This window comes from Uliginosibacterium sp. 31-12 (genome assembly GCF_030548425.1).
Taxonomy (GTDB): Bacteria; Pseudomonadota; Gammaproteobacteria; order Burkholderiales; family Rhodocyclaceae; genus Uliginosibacterium; species Uliginosibacterium aquaticum.
On sequence record NZ_JAUOOA010000005.1, the window covers coordinates 37,805 to 56,414 of the forward strand.

The following is an 18,610-nucleotide window of genomic DNA, read 5'->3' on the forward strand; positions in this document are numbered from 1 at the left end:
AAAGGTCAGGCGTCCGCGTCGTCAGACTGCACGGGCGAACGGGTTGAAGAGGACGGCAGCAATTTACGCAGGCGTTCAAGCTCGCGTCGCGGCCCAAGACTGCTGGCAAGCATGGCCAGCACACCTGCCAGCATCCCGAGCGCGAACATCGCCAGGATCAGCAAGACCAAGGGCATCTGCCAGCTCGTATCAAAATAAGCACGCACCGTGACCAGGCCATCGTTCTTGATGGCAAAGCCCAGCAGGAGCAGAAAGACAAGCGCTCGAAGCAGCAGGGAGAAGATCTTCATAAGGCGTAATTATCCTTCAGACCAGCACAAAAAAGAAGGCGACCCTAGGGCCGCCTTCTTTTTGTTACAGCGAACAGTAGCAAATCACTCGATGCGATCTACGCGCTCGCGCAGTTCCTTGCCTGCCTTGAAATGCGGGACATATTTTTCCGGCACCAGCACCTTGTCACCCGACTTGGGGTTGCGCCCCACACGTGGCGGCCGGTAATTGATCCCGAAGCTACCGAAGCCGCGGATTTCGATGCGATGACCGCGCGCCAGGCTGGCGGCCATCTCGTCGAGAATCATCTTCACCGCGACATCAGCGTCCTTCGCACCAAGCTGCGGAAAGCGCGCCGTCAAGCGCTCGATCAGTTCAGACTTGGTCATGTTATCAGGCACGGCAATGCTTACTGCTGAGCGCTATTGAGCTTCGCCTTGAGCAATGCACCAAGGTTGGTCGTACCTGCAGAGCCGGTATCAGCAGAGAACTTCTGCATCACTTCGTTCTGCTCGGCTTGATCCTTGGCCTTGATTGACAGGTTGATCGAACGGGTCTTGCGATCCACGTTGATGATCATGGCTTCGAGCTCATCGCCCACCTTCACCACGGTCGTCAGGTCTTCCACGCGCTCACGGGAGAACTCGGAAACGCGCAGGTAACCCTCTTGATCACCACCCAGATCCACCACGGCACCGCGGGCATCCACCGACCTCACAACGCCCTTGATAAGGGTGTTCTTGTCGTGGGTTGCCACGTAGGAGGTGAAGGGGTCCCCATCCAGCTGCTTGACGCCGAGGGAAATACGCTCCTTCTCGATATCGATAGCCAGCACGACGGCTTCCAGCTCGTCACCCTTCTTGAAGTTGCGGATAGCTTCTTCGCCAGTCTGGCTCCAGGAGAGGTCAGACAGGTGCACCAAGCCGTCGATGCCGCCCGGCAAGCCGATGAACACGCCGAAGTCGGTGATCGACTTGATGGCGCCGCGCACACGGTCACCCTTCTTGTGGTTTTCGCCGAACTCGTCCCACGGGTTCGCCTGGCACTGCTTCATGCCCAGCGAGATGCGGCGACGCTCTTCGTCGATTTCCAGGATCATCACTTCGACTTCGTCGCCCAGCTGGACAACCTTGGTCGGGTGGATGTTCTTGTTGGTCCAGTCCATTTCGGACACGTGCACCAGACCTTCGATGCCCTGCTCGACTTCAACAAATGCACCGTAGTCGGTGATGTTGGTGACCTTGCCGAACAGACGGGTGCTCTGCGGGTAACGACGCGAGATGCCGACCCACGGATCTTCGCCCAGCTGCTTCATGCCCAGCGAAACGCGGTTCTTTTCTTGGTCGAACTTGAGGACCTTGGCGGTCACTTCGTCGCCCACAGCCAGCACTTCGGACGGGTGACGTACACGGCGCCAGGCCAGATCGGTGATGTGCAGCAGACCATCGATGCCGCCCAGGTCGACGAATGCGCCGTAGTCGGTGATGTTCTTGACCACACCCTTGACCACGGTGCCTTCGGCCAGGGTTTCGAGCAGCTTCTGGCGCTCTTCACCCATGGTCACTTCAAGCACGGCGCGACGCGACACAACCACGTTGTTGCGCTTGCGATCGAGCTTGATGACCTTGAATTCGAATTCCTTGCCTTCGTAAGGAGTGGTGTCCTTGACGGGGCGCATATCGACCAGGGAACCCGGCAGGAAAGCGCGGATGCCGTTGGTCATGACGGTCAGGCCGCCCTTGACCTTGCCAGTCACGACGCCCTTGACCAGAGCGCCATCGTTCAGAGCCTTGTCGAGGAAGTTCCAGGCGGCAATGCGCTTGGCCTTGTCACGCGACAGGCGGGTTTCGCCGTAGCCGTCTTCCAGGGTCTCGATGGCAACCTGGACGTAATCGCCCGGGGTGGCTTCCAGCTCACCGCGATCGTTGCGGAATTCATCCAGGGGAATGTAGCTCTCGGATTTCAGGCCGGCGTTAACAACCACGAAGTTCTGGTCGATACGCACAACCTCAGCCGTGATAACTTCGCCAGCGCGCATTTCCTGGCGGTTCAGGCTTTCCTCGAAGAGGTCGGCAAAACTTTCAATGTTGGACATAAAGGGACTCGGTACCGTGCAAGCACGGCGGAAAAAAGAAGTGAAAAAACCGGGGGACCTACAGAATCAGGCCGGAGAAAACCGGGCCTGTCTGCAAACCGCCGGAACTCAAGCGGCTTGCCCTGCTCCGCGCTGCATGGCGAGGTTCAGTACAAAGTGCACTGCCTCATCAATGGAAAGCGTTGTGGTGTCGAGCAAAACCGCGTCCTCACACGGCCTCAGGGGAGCGACCAACCGCGAGGTATCACGGGCGTCACGCTCCCTAAGGTCGCGCAGAAGATCGTCGATACTAGCAGTCAATCCCTTTGCGATCAACTGCTTATAACGTCTCTCGGCGCGCGACTCAACGCTCGCCGTCAGGAAAATTTTGAGAAAGGCTCCGGGAAAAACCACCGACCCCATGTCACGCCCGTCAGCCACCAAGCCCGGCGCCACCCGGAAAGCCTGCTGGCGCGCCAGTAGAGCGGTACGCACCGCCGGCAGAGCTGCGATCTTGGAAGCCGAATTACCGGTTTCCTCACGCCGGGCCTGGAGCGACACATCCTCTCCCTCAAGCACGATCGCGCCATGTACGAAGGCCACGTCCAGCGCGCTGGCCTGCGCAGCCAGGGTGGCTTCATCCGTCAGACTCAAGCCACGCTTGATTGCGGCAAGAGCCAGTACGCGGTAAATGGCGCCAGAGTCCAGAAAATGCCAGCCCAGCCTCTCAGCCACCAGCCCAGCCACCGTACCTTTGCCTGAAGCGGTCGGCCCGTCAATCGCAAGCACCGGAACCATCACATCGCCTCCAATACACCAATACCCAGCAGGCCAAGACCCGTCTTGAGCGTATCGGCGGTCAGGCGACACAGACGCAGGCGACTATCACGCAGCGCTCCCTCGCTCTTGAGCACCGGACACGCTTCGTAGAAACGCATGAACTGACCAGACAGCTCATACAGGTAGGCGCACAGGAAGTGGGGCATGGTTTCGCGCGCCACAGAATGCAACGCCTCCGAGAAGCGAGCCAGAGCCAAGGCCAGCTGACGCTCGGCTTCCTCCTCCAGCAGGATGGGCGCTACTGCATCGAAGTGCTCAACCCGACGGAATACTCCGGCAATCCGGGTGTAGGCATATTGCAAATAGGGCGCTGTATTGCCCTCGAAAGCCAACATGCTGTCCCAGCTGAACACATAATCGCTGTTACGGTTCTTCGAGAGGTCGGCATACTTCACGGCACCGATACCCACCGCTGCTGCAATTGTCCGGCGTTCGGATTCGGGCATATCTGCGTTCTTCTCACTAACCAGAGCAAAAGCGCGGTATTCAGCCTCTTCAAGCAACTCAGCCAGCTTGACCGTGCCACCCGTACGAGTCTTGAAGGGCTTGCCGTCCTCCCCCAGCATCACGCCAAAACCTACATGCTCCAGCCGCATGCCCTCCGGCGCGTAGCCGGCCTTGCGGCTCACGGTAAACATTTGCTGGAAGTGCAAGCCTTGGCGTGCATCTACCACATAAAGCGCGCGGTCAGCCTTGAGCGTGGCGGCACGATAGCGCACAGCTGCCAGGTCGGTCGTCGCATACAGATAGCCACCGTCCTGCTTCTGCACGATGTAGGCCTGGGCCTCGCCTTCCTTGTTGCTGAACTCCTCGAGGAACACGACCTGCGCGCCTTCGCTCTCGACTGCCAGCCCCTTGGCCTGCAGATCCGCCACCACCACCGGCAGATCGTCGTTGTAGGCGCTCTCACCGCGCACGTCGGCACGCGTCAGCCCCACCCCCAGCTTCTCATAGACCGCTTCGCAGTGATGCAGGGAGACGTCGAGAAACTTCTGCCACAAGGCGTTAACCTGAGCATCCCCGCCCTGCAGCTTCACCACGTATTCGCGCGAGCGGGTAGCAAACGCCTCATCGGCATCAAAGCGCTGCTTGGCGCGGCGATAGAAATCTTCCAGATCATTCAGCGCCAGCGTGGCTTCTCCATCCTGCTCAGCCTCGATCAGATAGGCGGTCAGCATGCCGAACTGGGTGCCCCAGTCGCCGACGTGGTTCTGCGCGATCACCTCGTGACCGAGGAAACCCAGCACGCGCGCCAGCGCATCACCGATGATGGTCGAACGCAGGTGGCCGACGTGCATTTCCTTGGCCAGATTCGGCGAAGAGTAATCCACCACCACACGCTGCGACGCGGGCAGAGGCACCCCCAGCTTTGCATCGGCCAGCGCTTCAAGCGCCAGACCGGCCAGGAACTCGGGGGCCAGCGTGATATTGATGAAACCCGGGCCGGCGATTTCGACCTTGCTAGCAATACCTGCCAGATCAAGCTTTTCAAGCACCTCGGTCGCCAGCTGGCGCGGATTCATCTTGCGCGCCTTGGCAGCGCCCATCACTCCATTGGCCTGGTAATCGCCAAATTCAGGGCGCCCCGCGGGTGCAATCACCGCTGGCACACCTTCACAACCGACGGCTGCCAGCGCAGCGGAGACGCGCGCATCAAGAAGTTCAATCAGGGTTTGCTTCATGTCTTTATTTTGTCACCGAGGCGAACACCTCGAAATATTCAGGAAAAGTCTTGGCTGTGCATTTCGGATCATTGATCCTCACCGGCACACCACCCAGCGCCACCAGCGAAAAACACATGGCCATGCGATGATCATCATAGGTATCGATCGCAGCCTGTGCCGTGAGCGCAGCCGGTGCCGTCACGCGCAGCCAGTCCTCACCTTCCTCCACCGTGGCGCCGACCTTGCGCAGCTCGGTCGCCATTGCCGCGATCCGGTCGGTTTCCTTGACGCGCCAGCTGCCGATGTTGGTCAGGCTGCACGGGCCATCACAGAAGAGTGCCGCCACCGCCAGCGTCATGGCCGCATCCGGGATGTGGTTGAAATCCATGTCGAACGCACGCAGCTTTCCGCTTGCCGGCGCACGGGCCTCGATCCAGTTCTCGCCCATTTCGATCTGCGCACCAATAGCCTCCAGCGCCTGTGCAAAGGCAACATCACCCTGGATGCTGTTGCGCCCCACACCTTCAACCCGCACCGGGCCGCCACCAATAGCACCTGCGGCAAGGAAGTAGGAGGCCGACGAGGCATCACCTTCAACGTACACCGTGCCCGGCGATACATAGCGCTGGCCGCCAGGGATCACGAAGCGCTGCCAGCCCTCGCGCTCAACCTTCACGCCAAACTGCGCCATCAAACGCAGGGTGATCTCGATATAGGGCTTGGAGATCAGATCACCAATCACTTCAATCGTCGTCTCGACACCAGTGGTCGGCAAGGCCATCAGCAAGGCGGTCAAAAACTGACTGGAGACATTGCCCCGGATCCGCACCACGCCACCGGCCTTGATGCTGGCCGGACGGATCTGCAGCGGCGGAAACCCGTCGTTGCCGAGATACTCGATGTCCGCACCAATCTGACGCAAGCCATCCACCAGATCACCGATCGGCCGCTCATGCATGCGCGGCACACCATGCAGTTTGTAGGAACCGCCAGCAAGCGCCAACGCAGCCGTCAGCGGGCGAAATGCCGTTCCCGCATTACCGAGAAAGAGATCCGCGTCCTTGTGAGTAAAGCCTTGCGGCACGCCAAGCACACGGTAGTCCTTGTCGCCCGTCTGGGTCACTGTCACGCCCAGAGTCATGAGGGCATCAAGCATGCGATCGGTATCGTCCGAGGCCAGCAAATCGCGGATCTCGGTCACGCCTTCCGAAAGCGCTGCCAACAACAGGGTGCGATTGGAAATGCTCTTCGAACCAGGCAAACGCACAACACCCCGGGCACTTACCAGAGGATTGAGGTCAAGGAATTCCATCTGTATCCACTTCTCCAAAAACGCAGCGCAACCGAATCAGCCGGATGCGTCCATTCGCAGCACCGGACCACTTCGCCCCATCAAGCCTGCAGCTTATTTCAAATACTTTTCAGCCCAGTCGTTGCGCGCAACAGAAGCTTCTGCAAAGAGAGACTCCAGTCCGCCCCCATCGCCTTGCATCAGCAAGGCACGCAGATAGGCCAGCTCAGTGAGATAGGCATCCAGCTCGGCAAGCAGGGCCTGACGGTTGGCGATACAAATATCCCGCCACATTTCAGGATGACTACCGGCTATCCGCGTGAAATCCCTGAAGCCTGAAGCTGCGAAGCTGAAGAGCTGCTCAGCATTGCCTCGACCCTGGATCTGGTGCACCAGCCCAAAAGCCAGCAAATGAGGGAGATGGCTCACCGCTGCAAACACACGGTCATGATCTTGCGGGCTCATCTGGCTGACCACCGCGCCACAGGCAGCCCAGGCTGCCCGCACACGCTCGATCGACTCAGGCGCATTTTCGGGCAAAGGAGTGAGCACCACACGCTTGCCACGATAAAGCTCTGCAAAGGCTGCTGAAGGGCCACTTTTCTCGGCCCCAGCAATCGGATGGGCCGGCACCACGTTGGCCAGACAATGATTCAGATGGCTATAGACCGCTTCAAACACATCGGCCTTGGTGCTGCCACCATCGGTCACCAGGGTCTGCGACTCAAGATGTGGCGCGGCAGCTGCCATCACGGCAGACATCTGCCCCACCGGCATGGCCAGCAGGAGCAGATCTGCGCCCTTCAGGGCCACCGCCCAGTCCGTGGCGATTTCATCGATCAGCCCCAGTTGCTGCGCCTCTTCCAGCGTTTCACGACGGCGCCCCACTCCAACCAGCGTTTCCACAAGCCCAGCCTGACGCAAGGCCAGCGCAAAAGATCCGCCGATCAGACCCACGCCACAGATCACCACACGCTTGAACATCTCAGCCCTTCAATGCTTCAGCCAAGGCCTCAAGGAAGCGCTCGTTCTCGGCCGGCAGGCCGATGGTCACGCGCAGCCACTCGGGCATGCCATAGTTGCCAACCGGACGCACGATCACCCCCCGCTGCAGAAGGCGCCGATTCACCCCTGCACCATCCCCCACGCGGAAGGTCAAGAAGTTGGCCACCGAAGGAATGTGCTGCAGATTCAAGGCATCGAAACCCCTGATCAGTTGAGCCATACCCGCACGATTAGTCTCAAAGCTGCGCGCCAAGAACTCGTCATCACTCAGCGCGCCCTCAGCTGCCGCCAGCGCCAGGCTGTTGGCGTTAAAAGGCTGGCGCACACGATTTATCAGATCCGCCACGGTCGGATGAGCCACTGCATATCCCATACGCAGACCGGCCAAACCGTAAATTTTGGAGAATGTGCGCGAAATCAGCAGGTTCGGAAAACGCTTGATCCAGCTGACGCTGTCGTAACGAAGCTCGAACGGTAGGTATTCGTTATAGGCCTCATCCAGTAAGACCAGTACATCAGCAGGCACACGGGCGAGAAAGTCTTCGATGACCGGCCCCGGCAGGAAAGTGCCAGTCGGATTATTCGGATTCGCTATGAACACGATCCGCGTATCAGTACCGATGGCGTCCGCCATGGCGGCCAGATCGTGGCCAAAAAAACGAGCTGGTACTTCAATGCAACGGCCGCCCACCCCCTGAACGGCCAATGGGTAGACCGCAAACGCATGCTGAGCAAAGGCCGCACTGGCTCCGGCCGGAATGAAGGCTCGGGCAGCAAGCTCAAGCACATCATTGGAGCCATTTCCCAGCACCAGGCTATCCGTACTCACACCAAGCTTTGCCGCCAGAGCCTGCTTCAATGCGAACCCATTGCCATCCGGATACAACGCCAGGCCATCCAATGCCGCTTCCATCGCAGCGCGGGCCTTCGGGCTCATGCCAAGAGGGTTTTCATTGGACGCCAGTTTGACAATTTTCGCTGCGTCCAGCCCCATCTCGCGCGCCAGCTCGCCGATGGGTTTACCAGGAACGTAAGGGGATATAGCGCGAATATGTTCGGGAGCGCGTTGTGCAACAGTCATTCCGGACTCCAGCAGTTCAGATTGCGGCAACCGGGTAGGAGCCAAGCACTTTCACGAAAGCCGCACGATCAACCAGTGCATTGAGCGCCTCGGCCACAGCAGGACTCTCGCGATGGCCTTCTATATCGACATAGAACACGTATTCCCACAACCCGGTGCGCGACGGGCGCGATTCCAGCTTGGTCATACTCACACCTTTGTCAGCGAAGGGCTGAAGCAGCCCGAAAACTGCGCCAGGGCGGTTCGGTGCCGAGCAGATCAGCGAGGTTTTGTCCTTACCGGAAAAACCTGCATCATGCTGACCGATGATCAGAAAACGCGTGGTGTTATTCGGATCATCTTCAATGTTTGCAAAGAGAACCGGCAACTCATAGAGCTGCGCTGCACGCTCACCAGCGATCGCCGCGGCCTCCGGATCCTCGGAAGCCAGACGCGCCGCCTCGGCATTGCTCGACACCGGCAAGCGCTCGATGCCCTGAGCATGATTGGCCAGCCAGTCTGCACACTGCCCCAGCGACTGGGAATGTGAATAGATCCGCTTGACCCCGGCCATGCTGCCGGCGCGCGTCATGAGATTCTGGCGGATGCGCAGACTCACCTCTCCGCACACGGAGACATTACCCGACAACAGCAGATCCAGCGAACGACTCACAGCACCTTCGGTGGAGTTCTCCACCGGCACCACGCCGTATTGCACCGCACCGGCCTCGACGGCGTGGAAGACTTCATCAATAGTCGCCATCGGCTGTAAAGCCGGAGAGCCCCCAAAATGCTTGCCGGCGGCCTCCTCGGTAAAGGTGCCGCGCGGCCCAAGGTGCGCCACGCGCAAAGGCTGCTCCAGCCCCAGACACCAAGACATGATCTCGCGGAAGATCCGCTGCACCGCTTCATCGGACAGCGGCCCCGGATTACGCGCGGCAATATTGCGCAGCACCTGCGCCTCGCGCTCAGGGCGATACAGCGGACCACGCTTCACTTCGCCAACACGCTGCGCGCAACGAGCACGCGCAGCTAGACGCTCAAGAATTTCAGCATCGAGGCGATCGATTTCGCCGCGCAGCTTCAGCAGTTCATCGGCCATCGCATCACTCATTCCGTTGCGCCCTCTGCGCCATCAGCACCGCCCACATCACCTTCGAGGTTTTCATCATCTGTCTCAACGATTTTTTCGATCGAAGAGAGACGCGCGCCATCATCCAGATTGATCAGGGTTACGCCTTGAGTCGAGCGGCCCAGCTCACGGATATCCTTCACCGGCGTACGGATTAACACGCCGTTATCGGCAATCAGCATCACATGATCGGTCGGATCGACCAGCACAGCAGCCACCAGTTTGCCGTTACGCTCCGAAGACTGGATTGCGATCATGCCCTTGGTGCCACGGCCATGCAGGGTGTATTCACCGATATTGGTGCGCTTGCCGTAACCGTTTTCGGTCGCAGTCAGCACGCTCTGCGTTTCGCCATGCGCCACCAGCATGGACAGCACGCTCTGACCATCTTCGATCATCATGCCGCGCACGCCACGAGCAGTACGACCCATCGGGCGCACGTCCTTCTCATCAAAACGCACAGCCTTGCCGGCATCCGAGAAGAGCATCACATTGCAATCGCCATCAGTGATCGCTACGCCAATCAGATAGTCACCATCATCGAGGCCTACGGCGATGATGCCGGCCTTGCGCGGATTGGAAAAATCAGTCAGCGGCGTTTTCTTCACCGTACCCTGCGCAGTTGCCATGAAGACGAAATGGCCCTCATCAAACTCCTTGACCGGCAAAACGGCGGTGATCTTTTCGCCTTCAACCAGCGGGAACAGATTGACGATGGGCTTGCCACGCGCATTGCGCTGCCCCTCCGGCACCTCATACACCTTCAGCCAATACAAGCGCCCTCGATTCGAGAAGCACAGGATGTAATCATGGGTATTCGCCACGAAGAGCTGATCGATCCAGTCATCTTCCTTGGTTGCCGCTGCCTGCTTGCCACGCCCGCCGCGCTTCTGCGAACGATAGTCGGCCAGCGGCTGGCGCTTGAAGTAGCCTGTATGCGATAGCGTGACCACCATGTCTTCCTGGGCGATCAGATCTTCGATATTGATATCTGCCGTATTCAGCACCAGTTCGGACTTGCGGGGATCACCAAACTGCTCGCGGATGGCGCGCAACTCGGTATCGATGATCACGGTAATGCGCGCCGGCTTGGCCAGGATGTCCAACAGATCGGCAATCTCAGCCATCACATCGCGATACTCGCCGACGATCTTGTCCTGCTCCATATTGGTCAGGCGCTGCAGCTGCATTTCCAGAATGCGTTGCGACTGAGTTTCGGAGAGACGATAGCCCTGCGCCGACAGACCGAAATCAGCTGCCAGCCCCTCGGGGCGATAGCTGTCAGACATGGCTCGCGACAGCATTTCCTCCACCAGCGGAGAACGCCACATGCGCTCCATCAACTCTCGCTTGGCTTCCGCTGGAGTCGGCGCAGCCTTGATCAGGGCTATGATTTCATCAACATTGGACAAAGCGACGGCCAGACCTTCAAGGATATGCCCCCGCTCACGCGCCTTGCGCAACTCGAACACGGTACGCCGTGTCACCACCTCACGGCGGTGCGCCAGGAAACATTCCAACATCTGCTGCAGGTTCAGCAGACGCGGTTTGCCATCGACCAGTGCCACCATGTTCATGCCAAAGGTGTCCTGCAACTGGGTCTGCTTGAACAGATTGTTCAACACCACCTCAGCCACTTCGCCACGCTTGAGTTCGATCACGATGCGCATTCCGGACTTGTCAGACTCGTCACGCAGATCGGAGATACCTTCAATACGCTTCTCATTAACCAGCTCAGCGATTTTCTCGAGCAGGGTCTTCTTGTTTACCTGGTAAGGAATCTCGTCAACGACGATTGCCTGACGATTACCCTTTTCCATATCTTCGAAATGGGTGCGCGCACGCATCACCACTCGCCCACGGCCGGTGCGATAGCCCTCATGCACGCCATGCAGACCATAGATGAGACCTGCCGTAGGGAAGTCAGGCGCCTGCACGATACGGATCAGCTCTTCGATATCCGTTTCCGGATTCGCCAGCAGGGTCAGACAAGCCTCGATGACTTCCGAAAGATTGTGCGGCGGAATGTTCGTCGCCATGCCCACCGCAATCCCGGCCGAACCATTGATCAGCAGGTTAGGGATACGGGTTGGCAGAACCGTGGGCTCAAGTTCCTTGCCATCGTAGTTAGGCTGGAAGTCGACCGTCTCCTTATCGATATCGGCCAACAGATCGGCGGCGATCTTCTCGAGACGGCACTCGGTATAACGCATGGCCGCTGCAGCATCGCCATCGATGGAACCAAAGTTACCCTGCCCATCCACCAGCGTGTAACGCAGAGAAAAGTCCTGCGCCATGCGTACCAGCGTGTCGTAAATTGCCGAGTCGCCGTGAGGGTGGAACTTACCCATCACATCCCCGACCACGCGCGCACACTTCACATAGGGGCGATTCCAAGCATTATTCGCCTCGTGCATCGCATACAGAACCCGACGGTGTACCGGCTTCAAGCCGTCGCGCACATCCGGTAGCGCACGCCCCACAATCACGCTCATTGCGTAATCTAGGTAGGAGTGGCGCATTTCTTCCTCTAGACTGATCGGCAGCGTTTCCTTGGCAAATGAGTTCATAGGCGCTAAAAGGAGGTCCGGTTGAAGGCGCTAAAAGCTGGCGATTGTAACATGCGCCCCACCCCACCCCTCCTGCATCCACTCTCAGCATATCAATCGCCCTGCTTGCAGGCTTGAACTCCAAAGCGCACCGACTCCCTCCCGCCTAAGCAGCCAATACCATGCGAGAAGACCTAACGTGGCGCAGCATGAAGGCAGGATTACAGGCTTCTTGCAAACCTCTCCCCACAACCCCAGCACCGTCACCTTCAGCAAGCATCAAGGCGAAACAAAGACAGGCGCTCTAGGCACAAACAGCGGAACGCTCACCACACTAACCGCGGCTATGCCGTGACGCGATGTGAATGAGAAGGCAAATACGGCACCAGCAAGGACCGATTCGACCCGACTCAAAAACTGCATTAGTCAGTTTGACTGGCTAAAACATCCAGAAAACGCTTGAGCGACGCCAGAACATCAAGTTCTACACACGGCGACCTTCAGCGCAAAGCCTTTCGAAGAGGCCGCGCACCCCAGACCTTTGTGCGATTCCATCTGAAATCAATCAGGTTCCCACTGGCATGACATTGCTACACACTTCGTACATGTCGTGAGAGGGTCGGCAGACACAGACGTTTGGGCAGGTGGCAATTCGCGCATCAAAGCCGGAAATCTGTTGCACGTCAGCAACAATGAATTGCTGCGTGTTTCCAGCCTGTGGCAGAATGCCGCGAAGCGCTGATAGGCACTCGCCGTCAAGCTCAATGCGCAGAGTAAAAAGTCTGTGCATTAAGGAAGCAAAGTTTTGAGAAGTGTAATTCGGGGGCATCGGCAAGCCGCTATGTCCAGTAATTGAGTTCGCAACCAGCCTTGCAACGAGGAGAATATGAAAAAATCGCAACTGTTCATTCTGGCCGCCATCGCAGGTTTTACCGCCGGTGCCCAAGCCCAGATCGTGGTGAAGTCCGCTCCGGTTCAACCGTACATCATCGGCTCCGGCAATATCGTTGAGAAGGATGGTCTCGGTAACTGCCTGCGTTCCAGCAACTACTCCACTGACCTCATCAAGAGCGTTCTGACCGAGAAGGGCGTCCCGGTCGGCGTCGAATGTGGTGAAATCAAGGAAGAGCCGAAGGCTGCTGCTCCGGTTGCGGCAGCTCCGGTTGCTCCAGTTGCTCCCGCCGCCGCCGCTCCTGCGGCTCAGAAAGTCAGCTTGCCGGCTGATGCAGTATTCGCCTATGACAAGGCAGACCTGACCGACCAAGGCAAGAGCGGCCTAGCCAAGTTTGCGGCTGATGCCAAGACTCTGACCCAGCTGGAAGTTGTGATCGCTGTAGGTCACGCTGACCGCATCGGCTCCCCGGCTTACAACCAGAAACTGTCTGAAAAGCGTGCCGCCGCAGTGAAGGACTTCTTGGTTAGCCAAGGCATCCCCGCTAACAAGGTCTACACCGAAGGCAAGGGCGAAACCCAACCGGTGACCGGCAAGACCTGCGAGAAACTGGGCGCAGAAAACGGCAAGAACAAGAAGCTGGTTGATTGCCTGGCCGCTGATCGTCGCGTCGAACTGGAAGCTGTCGGCAGCAAGTAATTTGCCGAACGCCTAAAAAGCCCAGCTAAAGCTGGGCTTTTTTTATTTTCAGCGCCATGTCATAAAAGCCAAACTTCTCACGCCCTTACTTGCTTAAAACAGAAAAACAAGCACATCTCACTGACGTTCTCGTTACTATCCTTTAATGCCCAAAGTACAGACCATGAGCCCTAACGCCGACGAAAAAGAACTCGCCAAATTCAGCGAGCTCGCCCATCGCTGGTGGGATCCGAACTCCGAATTTCGCCCGCTACACGAAATCAATCCCCTACGCCTAGAATGGATAGACCAAAACTCTTCGCTAGAAGGGAAGAGCGTACTGGACATTGGTTGTGGCGGCGGGATTTTGGCCGAAAGCATGGCTGGACACGGCGCCAAAGTTGTTGGCATTGATCTGTCAGACAAGGCTCTGTCAGTAGCTCGCTTACATCTGTTCGAGAGCGGACAAAAGGTCGATTACCGTAAAGTATCAGCCGAAGCACTGGCAACCGAACAGCCAGAGAGTTTCGATATAGTCACCTGCATGGAAATGCTGGAGCATGTACCAGATCCTGCCAGTATCGTGCGAGCTTGCGCAAAACTGGTCAAACCAGGAGGGCACGTCTTTCTGTCAACACTGAACAGAAATTTCAAGGCCTACCTGTTCGCTGTAATCGGCGCAGAGTACGTTCTAAACATGCTGCCACGCGGCACACACGATTACGCAAAGTTCATCAAACCATCAGAGCTGTCCGCGCATCTTCGCACTGCCGGGCTTGACGCACAGGAACTGATAGGGATGACTTACAACCCTTTCAGCAAGATATATGCGCTAGGCAGAGATACGGATGTAAATTATCTGATGCGTGCGCAACGCCCGATCTAAGATTGGAACGCCCCAACTCTTAATCGGTTTTTTTCAACCTACCCCCCTCAAAAATCAGTCCTCCTCTCCTGGTTTAAAAGCAGCCATCAGTTGTTGCTGCACTGCTGGTGGTGCCGTTTCATAACCGGACATGGCCAGCGTGTAACTCCCCTGCCCGCCTGTGAGAGCCTTTAGCCGCCCCTGAAAATCCGACAACTCAGAAAGTGGCGCTCGCGCGTTGATGGCGACCATTCCAGCACGAGCGTTTCCTGTATTGGTCACCTGTCCGCGCCTTGCGGAAATCTCTCCAGAAACATCTCCATAGGTGTAATCCGGCGCGAGAATCTCCAGATTAACCAAGGGCTCAAGCACAACGGGGTGTGCATTTTTCATTGCATCCAGAAAAGCCTTCCGACCGGCTGTCACGAAGGCAATTTCCTTCCCGTCCACTGAGTGAGTTTTTCCGTCATAAACGGTGACTTCAATATCTTGAATCGGAAATCCAGCAATCGCCCCAGACTCCAAGACCGTACGCACCCCCTTCTCTACGGCTGGAATGAAAGCCCCAGGAATCGCGCCCCCCTTAACCTCGTCTTTAAAACGAAATCCTTCACCACGACCTAGCGGCAGAACTCGAAGGAATACCTCACCAAACTGACCGGCACCGCCACTTTGTTTTTTGTGCCGATGATGTCCCTCGGCACTACGGGTAATCGTTTCTCGATACGGAATAGTCGGGGGATGAGACTCCACATCAAGCTTGTATTGCGAATTCATACGTTCAAGCATCCTCCCAAGATGCAATTCGCCTAGTCCGCGAATAACAACTTCATGTGTTGTAGGATCACTCTCGACCTGCAAGCCAGGATCCTCAACAGCAAGACGATGCAGAACCTCCGCCAGTTTTTGTTCTTCCCCTCGCCGTTTCACACGCACAGCAAGTCCATACACAGCATGAGGTAAAGGTAAGGGCTTGAAGTGAATTAATGCGTCTTCAGGCGCATCATGCAAAACCGTACCGAAGAACAACTCATCCAGTTTGGTAATGGCACAGATTTCTCCCGGCCCTGCCTCTTCTATAGCAAGCAGTTGCTTGCCCTGCACCCGATATAGATGAGTCACCTTAAAAGGCTTTCGTCCATCTCCGACATACAGCAGGCTCTCCGGTGTAATCGTCCCTTGGAGAATGCGCAGACAGGCTATTTTGCCCATGTAAGGATCGACTTCGACTTTGAAAACATGTGCAATTACATGTTCCACTGGCGAGTGGGACGCACGCAAAGGCTGGGCAAGCTCCGAGTTTCCATTAGGCCATCTCTCAAAAAGGGGAGGATTCCCTTCAAACGGACTAGGAGCCAAACGCACAACAAAATCCAGAAATGCTTTTAACCCTGCTCCGCTACGCGCAGAGGTGAACAGGACAGGAATCAAATGTGCATCTCTCAATGCATGTACGAATGCATCATGCAGGATTTCAGGAGCTATTTCTTCGCCATTTAGGTAACGCTCAGTCAAGCCTTCATCAACCTCCACTATCTGCTCGATGATCGCTTGATGCGCTTCGCTGACACTTGAGAAATCGGTTGCATCTCCAGTGAGACTGAAAAAACAATCAACAACCCTGCTACCACTATCAGCCGGTAAATTTATCGGCAAACACTCACGGCCAAATGCTGACTGCAGGTCTTCTATCAAACCGGGCAAATCAAGACGTTCAGTATCAATACGATTGACTACGACAACCCGACACAATTTGCGAGTCTGGGCCCATAGCATGGCGCGCGAGGCGCTGATCTCGATGCCGTTCTGAGGATTAATGAGGGTCACGACTGTTTCTGTGGCATCCAGTGCTGCTATCGCCTGACCAGCAAAATCAGGAAAACCCGGAGTATCGAGCAACTGAACCCTCACCCCGCTTTGATCGAGATGCGCAAGAGCAAGTTTGGCTGTGTGTTGATGCTCTTTTTCTAGCGGGTCGTAATCGCAGACGGTCGTCCCCTTTTCAACGCTTCCCGCTTGGGGGATGGCCCCAGCCAGCGCCAAGAGTTGCTCGACAAGGGTAGTTTTGCCGGATCCGGCATGCCCGAAGAGAGCCAAAGTGCGAATGTTCTGTGTATCTGGCATGTCCGTGCCCCTCGCACTGGAGTGATGACAAGTCACCCTACACCCTGCGAAAGAGTGATTCAATCAGCTGAATCCGCACACTGCCTGTTTGTCCGTCATGGCTAAAGAAGGCGTCGGGCCCAGAAGAGGCAGGTAATTGTTTTTGCATCCGTGATACGGCCGTCTAGCACGGCCTGTTCAGCTTCATCGAGAGACATTTCAAATACCTCAACAAACTCACCTTCATCAAGCTCCGGCTTGCCCGGTAACAACTCACGAGCCAGAAAAATCTCTATTTTTTCATTCGAGTAGCCAATGCAGTTATGCATTCGCCCGACGTGCTGCCAACTGCTAGCGCTATAACCCGTCTCCTCCAGTAATTCGCGTTGCGCGCACCCTAGCAAAGAGTCTGTCTGATCAATCTTGCCTGCGGGCATTTCAATAAAAACCTGCCCCAGGGGATAACGAAACTGCCGCTCAAAAATCAAAATTCCCGGCCGAACTTCCGCTATGACCACGCAAGCACCAGGATGCTGCACATATTCACGCAGAGCCTCCCCCCCATCAGGTAATGCAACCCGATCCCTACGCACCTCAAGGAGCTTCCCCTCAAAGACCCGGCCACCCTCAATCAATCGTTCTGTCAAATCCATTCTCTGTGCTCCAAACGATCTGAAAAAGAAAAAGCCAGCGAAAAGCTGGCTTTTTGACTTGAGCCTCAGTGATCAGAGCGAGGCCTGCATCACCACTACGCAAATTTGCATCAGTAAACTGGGGAAGAGCCCCAAGGCAGCAAGCATCAATACATTACCGGACAGTACGATGCGGGTAAAACGAGTTGCCGGCAAAGCGTCCGTAATCGTAGGCTCGTCAAAGAACATTATCTTCACCACGCGCAAATAGTAGTAAGCGCCTATCAAAGACATCAGCACAGCCACGACTGCCAGAACGGCGTAGCCGGCCTGCCAGAAAGCCTGAAGCACGAAGAATTTGGCAAAGAAACCCACAAAAAAAGGAATGCCTGCCATCGAGAACATCACGACAGCCATCATGGCCGCCCACCAACTACTTCGCTTATTGAGGCCTCGCAGATCTTCGAGATTTTCAGATTCAAAACCTGCCCGAGACATCAGATTGATGATGCCGAAAGCCGCAAGCGTAGTCAGCGCATAGGTCAAAACATAGAACAGTGAAGAAGCGTAAGCATGATGAGGGTTGGCAGTAGTCGAAGAGACGAAACCCAGCAACATGAAGCCCATATGAGAAATGCCTGAATAAGCCAGCATGCGCTTGATGTTGTTCTGTGCAATCGCGGCGATGTTACCCAACACGATCGAAGCAATGCCTACAATCAAAAGCATCTGTTTCCAATGGTCCATCAGGTCCCATAAACCAAAAGCGAACAAACGACATGCCATTGCAAAGGCCGCAAGTTTTGATGCGGTTGCGATGAACTGGGTAACCGGCGTGGGCGCCCCCTCATAAACGTCAGGCATCCACATATGGAAAGGGACCACACCGAGTTTGAAGGAGACACCTGCAACTAGAAACACTAAGCCAAACAGCAAAATCGTGCGATTTGCAGCTTGCTGCTCGAACAGTGCTCGACCAATTTCAATCAAACCCAGCGACTGAGTGGCGCCGTACACCATGGACATCCCATACAGGAGCAAACCGGAAGCCAAAGCACCAAGAACAAAGTACTTCATCGCAGCCTCGGTGGAACGTACCGAGTCCCGATTCACGGCCACCAACGCATACGAACTCAAAGAGAGCATTTCAAGACCAACATACACAGTCAGCAGGCTGCCCGCAGAGATCAAAACCATCACGCCAAGTGTGGCAAATAGAACCAGCAGATAATATTCGCCAGATTCGATCTTGCGATCTTGCATGTAGCGACGGCCGTAAAGCAGACCAAGTCCCACGGCAACACAGGTAGCCACCTTAAGCAAATCCCCCAGAGGCGAGTAGAGATACATCTGGCCAAAAGTGACATCCAGTTCAGAACTCACCATCACGACACCAGCCATGGCAGAGATCAAGGAAGCCTGGGTCAGATAGTAGGCAATCGTGTTCGCATAGCAGCGGGAAAAAGCAACTGCCAGCAGGATGACCAAACCCATTCCGGCCAAGATGAGTTCAGGAATGAGTGGTACGAAATTCGGAATTTGAAAGTCCATCATG

14 protein-coding genes and 1 pseudogene are annotated in these 18,610 nt (G+C 56.4%); 2 read left to right on the top strand and 13 right to left on the bottom strand.

Annotation, left to right across the window (positions count from 1 at the left end):
* Positions 1-5: 5 nt before the first annotated feature.
* The 10 genes and pseudogenes from Q3Y64_RS10910 to gyrA form a co-directional block, all read right to left on the bottom strand.
* A complete protein-coding gene (locus tag Q3Y64_RS10910; RefSeq protein WP_101943071.1) occupies positions 6-290 on the bottom strand; it encodes a lipopolysaccharide assembly LapA domain-containing protein in 285 nt (94 codons plus the stop codon).
* An 84-nt stretch (positions 291-374) separates the two neighbouring features.
* The gene (locus tag Q3Y64_RS10915; protein WP_101943072.1) at positions 375-659 is read right to left on the bottom strand and encodes an integration host factor subunit beta; all 285 of its coding nucleotides are present in this window, start codon (positions 657-659) and stop codon (positions 375-377) included.
* Between the two features lie 20 nt (positions 660-679).
* On the bottom strand, positions 680-2,365 hold the full coding sequence (gene rpsA, locus Q3Y64_RS10920; protein ID WP_101943074.1) for a 30S ribosomal protein S1: 1,686 nt from the start codon (positions 2,363-2,365) through the stop codon (positions 680-682).
* Between the two features lie 108 nt (positions 2,366-2,473).
* The gene (cmk, locus tag Q3Y64_RS10925; protein ID WP_101943075.1) at positions 2,474-3,142 is read right to left on the bottom strand and encodes a (d)CMP kinase; all 669 of its coding nucleotides are present in this window, start codon (positions 3,140-3,142) and stop codon (positions 2,474-2,476) included.
* Complete coding sequence (gene argS / locus Q3Y64_RS10930; protein ID WP_303561771.1) at positions 3,142-4,866, bottom strand: arginine--tRNA ligase; 1,725 nt, start codon at positions 4,864-4,866, stop codon at positions 3,142-3,144. Before argS ends, cmk begins: the two co-directional genes overlap by 1 nt.
* A 7-nt stretch (positions 4,867-4,873) precedes the next feature.
* Positions 4,874-6,160 (bottom strand): annotated as a pseudogene (aroA, locus tag Q3Y64_RS10935) (3-phosphoshikimate 1-carboxyvinyltransferase); the annotation flags it as partial.
* Positions 6,161-6,253: 93 nt separating this feature from the next.
* Positions 6,254-7,123 carry a prephenate dehydrogenase/arogenate dehydrogenase family protein gene (locus tag Q3Y64_RS10940; RefSeq protein WP_303561773.1) on the bottom strand — a complete coding sequence of 290 codons (870 nt, stop codon included), beginning with the start codon at positions 7,121-7,123 and terminating at the stop codon, positions 6,254-6,256.
* 1 nt (position 7,124) lies between these two features.
* Positions 7,125-8,225, bottom strand: a complete 1,101-nt coding sequence (gene hisC, locus Q3Y64_RS10945) for a histidinol-phosphate transaminase (RefSeq protein ID WP_303561775.1) — start codon at positions 8,223-8,225, stop codon at positions 7,125-7,127.
* Positions 8,226-8,241: 16 nt separating this feature from the next.
* Positions 8,242-9,318 carry a prephenate dehydratase gene (pheA, locus tag Q3Y64_RS10950; protein WP_368506650.1) on the bottom strand — a complete coding sequence of 359 codons (1,077 nt, stop codon included), beginning with the start codon at positions 9,316-9,318 and terminating at the stop codon, positions 8,242-8,244.
* Positions 9,315-11,906, bottom strand: a complete 2,592-nt coding sequence (gene gyrA, locus Q3Y64_RS10955; RefSeq protein ID WP_303561777.1) for a DNA gyrase subunit A — start codon at positions 11,904-11,906, stop codon at positions 9,315-9,317. Before gyrA ends, pheA begins: the two co-directional genes overlap by 4 nt.
* A gap of 865 nt (positions 11,907-12,771) precedes the next feature.
* On the opposite strand from gyrA, the gene Q3Y64_RS10960 reads away from it, so the two are divergent.
* Positions 12,772-13,476: an OmpA family protein gene (locus Q3Y64_RS10960; protein WP_170021119.1), complete on the top strand. Its 705-nt coding sequence runs from the start codon at positions 12,772-12,774 to the stop codon at positions 13,474-13,476.
* Between the two features lie 163 nt (positions 13,477-13,639).
* On the top strand, positions 13,640-14,341 hold the full coding sequence (gene ubiG / locus Q3Y64_RS10965; RefSeq protein ID WP_303561780.1) for a bifunctional 2-polyprenyl-6-hydroxyphenol methylase/3-demethylubiquinol 3-O-methyltransferase UbiG: 702 nt from the start codon (positions 13,640-13,642) through the stop codon (positions 14,339-14,341).
* A 54-nt stretch (positions 14,342-14,395) separates the two neighbouring features.
* On the opposite strand, the gene fusA is transcribed toward ubiG, so the two are convergent.
* The 3 genes from fusA to nuoN form a co-directional block, all read right to left on the bottom strand.
* Positions 14,396-16,444, bottom strand: coding sequence for an elongation factor G (gene fusA, locus Q3Y64_RS10970; protein ID WP_303561782.1), 2,049 nt, complete (start codon positions 16,442-16,444; stop codon positions 14,396-14,398).
* Positions 16,445-16,545: 101 nt separating this feature from the next.
* Positions 16,546-17,076: an NUDIX domain-containing protein gene (locus tag Q3Y64_RS10975; RefSeq protein WP_303561783.1), complete on the bottom strand. Its 531-nt coding sequence runs from the start codon at positions 17,074-17,076 to the stop codon at positions 16,546-16,548.
* A gap of 72 nt (positions 17,077-17,148) precedes the next feature.
* Positions 17,149-18,606, bottom strand: a complete 1,458-nt coding sequence (gene nuoN / locus Q3Y64_RS10980; protein ID WP_303562168.1) for an NADH-quinone oxidoreductase subunit NuoN — start codon at positions 18,604-18,606, stop codon at positions 17,149-17,151.
* Between the last annotated feature and the right edge of the window lie 4 nt (positions 18,607-18,610).